The organism is Streptomyces sp. ActVer (assembly GCF_027270795.1).
In the GTDB taxonomy this organism is placed as follows: domain Bacteria; phylum Actinomycetota; class Actinomycetes; order Streptomycetales; family Streptomycetaceae; genus Streptomyces; species Streptomyces umbrinus_A.
Window position 1 is genome coordinate 1 of record NZ_JAPWHT010000404.1, and the last position, 9,548, is coordinate 9,548.

Below are 9,548 nucleotides of genomic sequence, written 5' to 3' on the forward strand. Positions count from 1 at the left end.
GCACCCACGCGGCCCGCACCCGCTCGCCGCAGCTGGGCGCGCGCCAGCCCATCCCCAAGCCAGGACCACCGCCCTACGCGATGCCCGGCCTTCCCCGACCCGCACTGCCCCCGACCCTGAAAGGCCCCATTCGTTGACGCAGTTCCCCACCCTGATCGACCAGGTCGCCGCCGCGGTACTGGCGCCGACCGAGGTCACCGAGAACCCGCACCACCGCGCCATCGTCGATGTGTTCGTCGAGATCCAGGACCTCGACCGGCAGCTCACCGCCCTGTCCGGCGCCGACCGTCCCGCCGGCGTCAGTGCCACCGAGCAGCTCGACACGCTCACCGACCTGCTGATCGAACGCATGGCAGCCGGAGCCGAGTTGAGTGCGCTGCTGTCCACCTCCTGCTGCTGCGCGGCTGCGTACGGGCCCGAACCGCCCAGCGAGTACGAGCCGGTGGAGGACGAAGAGCCCGACTTCGATCCGGACCTCGATCCCGACTTCGATCCGGACCTCGATCCCGACTTCGAGGGCCTCGACGACTTCGAGGATCTGGAGGGTCCCGACGACCTCGACGGCTTCGATGACCTCCACAAGGCCACGTGCGAGGAGTTCCTGACCTGCCCGAGCCGGCCGAGGACGATTGTCCACGCCTGCCTTGACATCTTCGACGTCCTGGGTGCAGCGGAGTATGTGAGCACCGCGGAGCTGGTCACGCGCCTGCGCGAGCTGCCCGGCGAGGCCGATGGACGCTGGCGCTATGCCGACCTCACCCCGGTCCGCCTCGCTCTGCTCCTGCGCCCCTACGGAGTCCAGTCCCGCAAGCCGCGCAAGGTCGACGGCAGCCGCTACCGGGCCTACCGGCGCGGCGACCTGCAGGCCGCCCGCCCGGACTGCTCCTGCTGACCCACCCCGCCCTCGCGCGTACCCGCGAGGTGACGGCGGCGGACTGGGACCTGGTCGCCGCCTTCCACGCGCAGTGTTCCGAACAGAACCTGTTGCGCCGCTGGGGCCGCACCCGCCTCACGCCCCGCGACCTGACACGGCTGCTCGCCCAGGCGCAGTGCTGGCTCGGACTCGACGCGGACGAGCGGCCACTGGCCCTCGTCTGCCTCGGGCCCGTCAGCCGGGAGCCGGGCGTCGTCGACCTCGGACTGCAAGTCGCCGACGACCACCACCGCCGCGGCATCGGAACAGCCCTGGCCCGGCAGGCGGCCCGGATGGCCCGCACGCGCGGGGCACACACCCTCACCGCGTTCACGCAGGCGTCCAACGCGCCGATGCTCCGGCTCCTGGAGCGTCTGGGGCCCACCCGGCGCACCCGCGACGGCCCCTACGTCGAGGTCAGCATCGCCCTGGACGCGTGCGCCTCGGACGCCCTCCCGCACACAAGAACCGCTCCGACATGAGCTCACCGCCCGCCCCCTCGCCCGACCGCCACCCGCGCACCGTGCTCGACCACAGGATCGAGACGGCCGCAGGGTGCAGCATCGAGACGCTGTGGCGGCACCGCGAGGCCGGTCTCCTCGACGCACCGCAGGCGGCCCTGGCGGACGCCCACCGCGACCTCGTCCGGGCCGAGCGGGACGTCACCTTCCACCGCGCCCGTCTCGCCCGCCTGGTGTCCGGCGAGTTCCCCGTCGATGAGGCGCTGTTGGCCCGGATCGAGCGCACGGTCGACCAGCTGGCGCACGCCATCGGCGAGCGCGACGCCGAGCAGGCCAAGGCCGCCGCCGCGCTGGAGCCGATCGAAGCCGCCGCCCCGCGAAGAGCGCCACGGCAGGTGCCGACGAAAGACGTCGCGGCCCTGCTCGCCATCGTCCAGGGCGCCAAACTGCACGAGAACCTCCTCACCCACCGGCTCGCCGTGGTCACCCCCTCCCGTACCCGCATTTCCTACGCCCAGCTGCAGCGCCTGCAGGCGAGCGGCCTCGTGGACCGCGACACCTCCCACCCAGTGCACGCCGGCCAGCCCGTCACCCTCACCGACGCCGGCCGGGCCGTCCTTGCCGCCCCGCGCCCCGCAGGCCCGCCCGGCACCACGCCGTCGCCCCAGTCAGCGTCATCACGCGCTCCCGCACACCTGCGTCGGTGAACAGATCAACACGCCCTGCCCACGACGTCCATGGCGTCGTTGCACCGAAAGCACCGATGCCCACCTACGAACCGGATTTCCGCCTCGACGGATATGAGGCCGTCAACGACCACGTCGCCGACCAGTTCTGGCAGCACATCACCATCGAGCAGGACATGCTCACCCTGCTGGCCGAGCACCACACCGAGGACGGCGAGCACAGCTTCTACGTGATGCACAACCGCGCCGTCACCTGGGGCATCCCCGGCGAACCTCAGATCGTCGCCCTGCACCTCAAACGCGACTCGGCGGCGCGCACCTTCCGCTTCACGCACAAGGAACTGCCGCTGCCGTCCATGGCTCAGTCCTGGCTGATCGCCCGCGGCTGCCCCGAGGACAAGATCCTCCTGCCCGACGGCATGGGCACCACACCCGCCAACCAGGCCACCCGCGCCCTGGAGAAGCGACTGCGCAGCGACGGCGACCATTTCGCCCCGCTGACCAGCTACACGCACGACGCCGAGCCGATAGAGACCACCGTGCTGCTGCGCGCCATCGACGAGAAGGCGCCACTGCCGTTCCGGGTACTGCTCGAAGAGGTCGACACCGACGCGTGGACGCACACACTGCGCGAGGGCGCCTTCGCCACCTTCGAGGCAGCCACCCAGTGGTGGGAAGCGCACTGGGATGGCGAGGCGATCCCGCTGCCGGCCGCGTCACCGCCAGCCCGCCACACCACCGCTCCGGGCGTCCCCGCTCTGCCCGCGCACCCCGCTCCATCGCGCGGTCCGGGCCGCTAGATTCGCGGCTACCCACCGGATTTCCCCTTCCCCGCCCACTGAAATGCCGGCTGCCCTGAGCTAGGCGGCGCGGAACATAGCACGCAATCCCCGGTTACCGAAACCGGGGATTCTCCGGACTCTTGTTCTCGGCCCGCACGGCATCAGCCCGGGTCCGCTTCCGCAATCCCTTCCCTATTTTCGTGGAGGTCAATTCCCCATGCGCACCAGCCGCATAGCTGTCTCCGCCGCCGTTCTCGGCGCGCTCGCTCTCCCGCTCGTCTCCATCCCCACCGCCAGTGCCGCAACCACCGTCAGCAGCTGCTCGGCAAAGCCGCTCCCGTACAAGGTGCACACGAAGGCTGTGACGATCCGCTCCAAGGCGTCCGCCAAGTCCACGGCGCTCGGCGTGCTCTACCGCAGCCACAAGTTCACCGTCCACAAGAGCAGTGGGAACTGGCGCTACATCACGGACAAGACCACCGGCGTAAAGGGGTGGGTGTCCGGAACGTACGTCTACCGCGAAACCGCGATGTGCCTGGACTAGCAGACCGGCCCGCAATTCCCCTCTTCGGCATCCGGGTTCGCGGACCGCTCCCGCACGGACCGGATTTGCAGTGCATTTTCCTGCCCCCGAAAAGCGAATGAAAGGAGCCTCTCCGTGCCCGAGTTCAGCGAGGACGTGATGGGCGTCGTCACTGAGCGGATCGAGGACCGCTTCCAGATGCCTCTCGCCGATCTGCGCCGGGCGGTTCAGGCGGCACCACAGGCCAACCCCGATGCCACGAGTGTCGTGCACTGGTACGGCCTGCTCGCCGAAACCCAGGACGCACTCGACACCGTGGAGGACGCGCTTGTCGAGGCGCTCGGCACGCACCCGGGCGAACTCTACGGCGCTGTCATGGAGTTGGCGCACCAGGTGAACGCCGCTGTCACTGCACGTGACGGTCGCGTGATGGTCGTGAACTACCTCCTCGACCCCCTCGCCCCTGGCAAGCGCGGGCCTGGCGCCTGGCGTGGTGCCGACCCCGCCGCGCGCCGCGCGCCGGCGCCGCCCACCGCGGCGCCCGCACTGCCCGGGGAGCGGGGTATCCCGACGCGCGGGGTGACGCGATGAGCGTCATCGACAAGTCCACCAGCCGCGACACCGTGCTGGAGGAGGCGTTCGGTGCCTCCGTCGCCGAGCTGTATGCGCAGGCAGCCCATCTTGAGGTCTGCGCCGCCCTCCACCGTGCGCTGGAACTGCGTAGCTTTCTCGCGGTCGCCGAGGAACAGGTCGTCCGCGTACGTGATCGCGTCCACGCCTCGATGTCCTGCGACCGCGACCTGGGCGAGCTGTCCGCCGAGGACCTGCGCTGGGACGCCCAGTGGCTGGAGGCTGCGCTGGCCGGCCGGGACGGCTACGTCGCCGCCCTCGACGACCTCCTGCGGACCATGCCCGCTCGCGATCAACGCCCCGCGCAGTCGGTGCGGTTCGCCCAACCGAAGATCACCGCCACTGCTCCGCCCGCCCCGGCAACCGGCCGTGCCGGGGCGGTGCGGACCCGCCGTCCCTGAAAGCCCGCCGATTGCCCCTGCCCGACGCCACCGCCCACGCCATCTCCGAGATCATCGCCCAGCGCATCGAGGCGCTGTTCGGACAGCCCCTCGCCGAACTCGATGCCCTCGCCGGCAACACTTCCGACGCCACCCTGCTCGCTGCGCTCACCGGCAGTCACAGCGATCTGGTGCTCGCTGAGCGCAACATCGCCTTCCAGCTGGAGAGGCTGCGCGAACTCATCGCTCCTGAGCGGGAGATCGGCCGTTTTGCCGCCGGTCACATCGTCGACTGCGCCCGCCGCATCGCCGAGTCCGTCGCCGCCCGCGACGCCTACGCCAAGAACACCGGCGCGGTCCTGGCAGGACTGCGCCGTGCACCGGCCCCCGACACTCCGCCGGCTGTGCCCGTACCCGCCGCCCCGGCGACCGCCGCCTCCCGCACCCGCTGATCTGCCCGCACTGCTTGAGGAGCCCCATCCTTGGCCACCACCGCTCAGCCCCCTACCACCCCGAACGACTACTCCAGCGTCACCAAGACGCTGGATCTGCTCGCCACGCGCTGGAGCGTGTGGGTGCTGATGACCCTCTCCTCCCAGCCGCTGCGCTACGCCGAGATCAAATCCCGGCTGCCGTGGCTCGCCGACGGCCAGCTCCACCCCCGGCTGCGCCACCTCACCAACGCTGGCGTGGTCGAACGCACGGAGTACGCCCCGCGCCACGTCACGTACGGCCTCACTGGCCGCGGCGCCGAGCTGTTGCCCGTCCTGGCCGTGATCGCCTCCTGGGGCGATACCCACTTGGAGAAGCAGCTCGTCACCAGCAAGGCCACCGGTGAGCTGGAGCCCGAGCGGATCCCCCCGGCCCAGAACATCGACGACACGATCACTCTGATCGCCCCGCGGCACGCCACCCCGATCCTTATGACCCTGCAGGCCCGGGGCCGTGCGAGCGCCAAGACCCTGGCCACCGAGGCCATGTCCGGCTACGGGCTGAACGCCGTCTACAAGCCCCTGGACCGCTTGGTCGCCGACGGCCTCGTCACGGCCACCGGCAGCGGCGACTTCCAGCTGTCCGCTAGCGGCCAGGCGCTCGCCCCCGTCTTCCAGGCCATCACTGCGTGGGCTGTCCTCCCGTCCGGCGGGGCCGAGCCGTTTCGCCGACCGGGGACCGCCCCGTCCCAGACCCGCTCCGGCCCGTGGGCGACCACCCCGACGCGCCTGCCGGCGCCCCCAGTTCCGGCCGCACAGTCTGCCGTCCCTGCCCTGGCCGCCACCCCGCCGCCCAACGGTCCGGAGTGGAAGTCCAGCGACCTCTTCTCCCACCAGATACCCGCCCGCCCCATCACACCGGAGGGAGGCCCGCGCCGATGACAGCCGCCCTGCCCACCAGCGTCCTGCGCGAACGCCGAGCGATCCGGACCCTGTCCCTGCCGGGCCTGATACGCCTGATCACCGAGATCGACGACAACGGCCCTATCAGTCGCCAACGCGGCAGCCTGCAGGGCGCCCTCGGCGACCTCACCACCGGACAACTGCGCCACGCCATCGACACCGCACGCGACCTCGGGCTCATCCATGCCCGCGGACACGCCTTGGCCCGCTACCAGCTCACCGCGAGTGGCAAGGACCTCGCCGAGGTGTACGACACCGCCGCACGCTGGGCCCGAACCAACGAACTCCCCAGCCGAACCAGTGACTTCGTCGCGCGCGTCCAGCATGCCTTCCAGATGCAGGACGGCAGCCTGGGGCAATCCGGCGCAGCGACCGAACCGTCGGCTCCGCGCGCGGCGCTGTCCGAGTGGCTTACGGCGTACCCCCGCGTCCTGCACCAGGACATCGCCCGCTCGTCCCGTGCGGCGGAGGAATCGGGGCGCGCTGCGTGAGATCCCGTGTCGGACCCTGGCATGCCCGTTGCCCGGTCCCCACTCTGCTGCGCGGCATCTACCTGCCGCGCAGCACGGACGCTGCCGCGTTCGCCATGGCCACCTACGGCATCCCGCTGCTGGTACTGGCCACCACCAACTCGGCCGCCCTGACCGGCCTCTCGTTCGCGCTGGAATGGGTGCCGAGGCTGGGTTCGTTCGCCTTCGCAGGAGTTCTGGTCGACCGCCACGGGACCACCGCCGTGCTCCGTTTCGCCTCTGCGGGCCGGGCCCTGGTTGTCCTGGCCACCGCGTTCATCTTGCCAACGCAGGCGGGCCTCAGCGCGACGGTCACCGTCATGCTGCTCGCCGCGTCCACCGGGATCCTCACCGAATGCTCCTACATCGCGGCCGAGACCGCGGGCGGAGTGGCAGGCCGCGAGGCCGGCGCCCGCGCCCACCGCGTTCAGTCGGTGCTGCTCGGCATCGACCAGGTCGCCACCCTGGTCGGCCCCGCACTCGCCGGGCTGCTCCTGCAGCGGGCCGGCGCCACCGGAATGCTGATCGTGATCGCCGCATTCTCGCTGCTCACCAGCGCCTTGGCCCCGCGCCAGCGCCACCGGAGCAAGCCCGCCGCGCCGCGGCCCGTCCTTAAGGGGCTGTACACCGGCTGGTCGACCCTCCGCGCGCTACCGGCCCTCGGCTGGCTGGTGACCGGACTGACCGTCTCCAACCTGACCGTCGGCCTGCTGCAGGCCGCCACCCCAGTGATCATCGTCAAACAGCTCGGACACTCCACGGCCGACGTCGGCCTCATCTGGTCGGCAGCCGCCGTCGCCTCGCTCCTCGCGGTCGCCCTGTGCCGCCGGGCGATCGACCGCTTCGGCCTGTGGCCCATCGGCGCCGTGTCCGCCACGATCGCCGCCTTGGCGTGCCTGGCCGTCTCCTTCGCCGACACCTACGGCACCTATCTCGCCCTGATCGCCGTCCTCATGGCCGGCGAGGGCGGCATGACCGTCGTGCTGCGCACCCTGCGCTCCCACCTCATCCCCGCACCGGTGTTCGGTGCCACCCTGTCGCTGACCATCCTGCTGCTCCTGCTGCCCTTCCCCATCGCGGGTGTCCTCGTCGCCACCGTGCCGCCCGCCCAGCTCGGCCACGTGATCACCCTCTGCGCCGCACTGCAGGCCCTGGGCCTCTTCGCCTCCTTCGCCCGGCTGCGCGCCACCCCCGCCCTGCGAACTTCTCTCACCTGACCTCTCGGAACACCCCACGGAGACGCCGCCAAACCCACCTCCCGCACCCTTGCCGATCTCTACGCCCTGCCGGTATCTCGCCCGTCGCTTCGAGCCACCGGGTCGGTCTCAGGACGTTGTTCGAGGACCTGCGCTGGCAGCTGCCCGCGGGCGTGCGCGGACTGAACAACTCCTTCACCGCCCTGTACGCCCGCAAGTTGATCGAGGACCACCCCCAGTGGGCGTCTGCCTTCGAGCTGCGACGCCGCCGCACCCCCTGACCCAGGCGTCCTGCCTCAGCTCTCCGTTCCCCCGCACTGTTTGGAGCCTTGTTGTCCTCTCGCCCCGTCGTCCTGGTCGTTGCAGCCTCCGACATGGAGGCCCAGGCGTATCGCGGCACCTGCCTTCAGAACGTCGCCGCCCACTACGACGTCGTCCTGATCTCCGGCGCCGCGCCGACCTGGGAGAAGGAGTTCCTCCTCGACTACGAGGTTGCCGACCCCGCCGATCAGGCGGCGCTGACCGCGGCCGGGCACGCGCTCGCCGAGCGGCACACGCTGGCCGGCGTGATGACGTGGACCGAGTGGTATCTCATCCCCGTCGCCCGCCTGGCCCGCCGGCTCGGCCTGCCCACCACCGCTCCGGAGGCCCTCCAGGGCTGCCGCAACAAGCACACGAGCCGCAGCCTGTTCGCCCGCCACGGGGTGCCCTCCGCCGCCTCCGTCAGCGTGCGCACCGAGCACGAGGCGGCAGCTGCCGTCCGGCGCATCGGCTTCCCCGTCGTCCTCAAACCCGCCGCGCACGCCGCGAGCATGGGCGTTGTCCGCGTCGACACCGCCGACCAGCTGCCGGCCGCGTACGCCTTCGCCGCCAAGACCGCCAGCCACGGAGTGGAGAGCACCCAGGTCCTGGTCGAGGAGTACCTCGACGGCCCGGAGGTGAGTGTTGAGTGCGTCACCCACCAGGGGCAGACCACTGTCGTCGCTGTCACCCGCAAGACCGTCGGCATGCCGCCCCACTTCGAGGAGCTGGCGCACATGGTCGATGCGACCGACCCGCTCCTTCCCACCGTGGCCCCGGCCGCCGTCTCGGCCATCGACGCCCTCGGTGTCACCGACGGCGTCAGCCACGTCGAGATCCGCGTGGTCGACGGCCGCCCCCGCCTCATTGAGGTCAACGCGCGGATCGCCGGCGACATGATCAGCCACCTCGTTCACCTGGCCACCGGCGTCGACCTCGCCCGTGCTGCCGCAGACATCGCCTGCGGACATACTCCCGACCTGACGCCGACTCGCCACCAGGCCGCGGCGATCCGCTTCATCTACCCGGCCTACTCCGGCACCCTCACCGCCCGCTGTGTCACGGCACCCACCGGGGGAGTGGAGCGCGTGCGCTTCCAGCGACAGGCCGGCGACCAGCTCGTGCTGCCGCAGGACGGGGGCGATCTGTTCACCGCCCGCATCGGCTACCTGATCACCACCGGGCCGACCGCCACCATCGCCCAAGCCCGTGCCCAGGAGGCGTACCGCAACCTCGACGTCCAGGTGGCTGCGGTCGCGCAGGCGGCCCCGGCCACCCGGGAGCACGCCGCGTGAACCAGACCGCGGGACCCGAGCTGGCGCGCAGCCGCCGTCTGCTGACCGGGTACTTTGCCGGCTTGGGCGTGGTGATGGCCGTCTGGGGCGCACGCATGCCGGCCGTTCAGAAAACCGCCGAGGTGAGCACCGCCGGGCTCGCCCTGGTCCTGCTGGCCGCTGCCCTCGGCATGGTCGTTGGACTCCAGACCGGCGGACGCCTCGCCCACTCGGCCCGCCTGCCCGCACTGCTGACCGGCGGTGCCATCGCTCTCGCCGTCGGCCTTGCCGTCCTCGGGGTATGCCGCAGCCTGGAGAGCCTCCTGGTGGCGGCGTTCGTCTTCGGCGCCGCGCACGGCGTCCTCGACGTCGCAGTCAATGCCGCCGCAGTCCGCTGCCAGGACGCTCACGGCCGCCCGATCATGGGCCGGTTGCACGCGAGTTTCAGCCTCGGCGGCCTCACAGGCGCTGTGCTGGCCTCAGCTACCGCCCCCACCCCG

Annotated in this window: 13 protein-coding genes and 1 pseudogene; all 14 read left to right on the top strand. The window is 71.3% G+C overall.

The window, feature by feature from the left end; genetic code table 11:
- Positions 1 to 133 precede the first annotated feature (133 nt).
- Positions 134 to 892, top strand: coding sequence for a DUF3631 domain-containing protein (locus tag O3Q52_RS41505; RefSeq protein ID WP_269653734.1), 759 nt, complete (start codon positions 134 to 136; stop codon positions 890 to 892).
- Between the two features lie 29 nt (positions 893 to 921).
- Positions 922 to 1,395: a GNAT family N-acetyltransferase gene (locus O3Q52_RS41510; protein WP_266586614.1), complete on the top strand. Its 474-nt coding sequence runs from the start codon at positions 922 to 924 to the stop codon at positions 1,393 to 1,395.
- Complete coding sequence (locus O3Q52_RS41515; protein WP_269653735.1) at positions 1,392 to 2,081, top strand: hypothetical protein; 690 nt, start codon at positions 1,392 to 1,394, stop codon at positions 2,079 to 2,081. The genes O3Q52_RS41510 and O3Q52_RS41515 overlap by 4 nt, the downstream gene beginning before the upstream one ends.
- 56 nt (positions 2,082 to 2,137) lie before the next feature.
- Entirely contained in the window at positions 2,138 to 2,860 is a 723-nt protein-coding gene (locus O3Q52_RS41520) for a hypothetical protein (protein WP_266586618.1), read from the top strand.
- Positions 2,861 to 3,059: 199 nt separating this feature from the next.
- On the top strand, positions 3,060 to 3,386 hold the full coding sequence (locus O3Q52_RS41525) for an SH3 domain-containing protein (RefSeq protein WP_266586620.1): 327 nt from the start codon (positions 3,060 to 3,062) through the stop codon (positions 3,384 to 3,386).
- 114 nt (positions 3,387 to 3,500) lie between these two features.
- A complete protein-coding gene (locus O3Q52_RS41530; protein WP_269653736.1) occupies positions 3,501 to 3,956 on the top strand; it encodes a hypothetical protein in 456 nt (151 codons plus the stop codon).
- Positions 3,953 to 4,396 carry a hypothetical protein gene (locus O3Q52_RS41535; RefSeq protein WP_266586624.1) on the top strand — a complete coding sequence of 148 codons (444 nt, stop codon included), beginning with the start codon at positions 3,953 to 3,955 and terminating at the stop codon, positions 4,394 to 4,396. Before O3Q52_RS41530 ends, O3Q52_RS41535 begins: the two co-directional genes overlap by 4 nt.
- Before the next feature lie 11 nt (positions 4,397 to 4,407).
- Positions 4,408 to 4,827 carry a hypothetical protein gene (locus tag O3Q52_RS41540; protein ID WP_266586626.1) on the top strand — a complete coding sequence of 140 codons (420 nt, stop codon included), beginning with the start codon at positions 4,408 to 4,410 and terminating at the stop codon, positions 4,825 to 4,827.
- A 30-nt stretch (positions 4,828 to 4,857) separates the two neighbouring features.
- A complete protein-coding gene (locus O3Q52_RS41545; protein WP_266586628.1) occupies positions 4,858 to 5,748 on the top strand; it encodes a winged helix-turn-helix transcriptional regulator in 891 nt (296 codons plus the stop codon).
- Positions 5,745 to 6,260, top strand: coding sequence for a hypothetical protein (locus tag O3Q52_RS41550; protein ID WP_266586630.1), 516 nt, complete (start codon positions 5,745 to 5,747; stop codon positions 6,258 to 6,260). Before O3Q52_RS41545 ends, O3Q52_RS41550 begins: the two co-directional genes overlap by 4 nt.
- Positions 6,257 to 7,495, top strand: coding sequence for an MFS transporter (locus O3Q52_RS41555; protein WP_266586632.1), 1,239 nt, complete (start codon positions 6,257 to 6,259; stop codon positions 7,493 to 7,495). Before O3Q52_RS41550 ends, O3Q52_RS41555 begins: the two co-directional genes overlap by 4 nt.
- Before the next feature lie 116 nt (positions 7,496 to 7,611).
- Positions 7,612 to 7,755, top strand: a complete 144-nt coding sequence (locus O3Q52_RS41560) for a hypothetical protein (RefSeq protein ID WP_266588671.1) — start codon at positions 7,612 to 7,614, stop codon at positions 7,753 to 7,755.
- Between the two features lie 93 nt (positions 7,756 to 7,848).
- Positions 7,849 to 9,069 carry an ATP-grasp domain-containing protein gene (locus O3Q52_RS41565; protein WP_266588546.1) on the top strand — a complete coding sequence of 407 codons (1,221 nt, stop codon included), beginning with the start codon at positions 7,849 to 7,851 and terminating at the stop codon, positions 9,067 to 9,069.
- Positions 9,066 to 9,548: pseudogene (locus O3Q52_RS41570) on the top strand (MFS transporter); the annotation flags it as partial. The gene O3Q52_RS41565 and the pseudogene O3Q52_RS41570, both read left to right, overlap by 4 nt.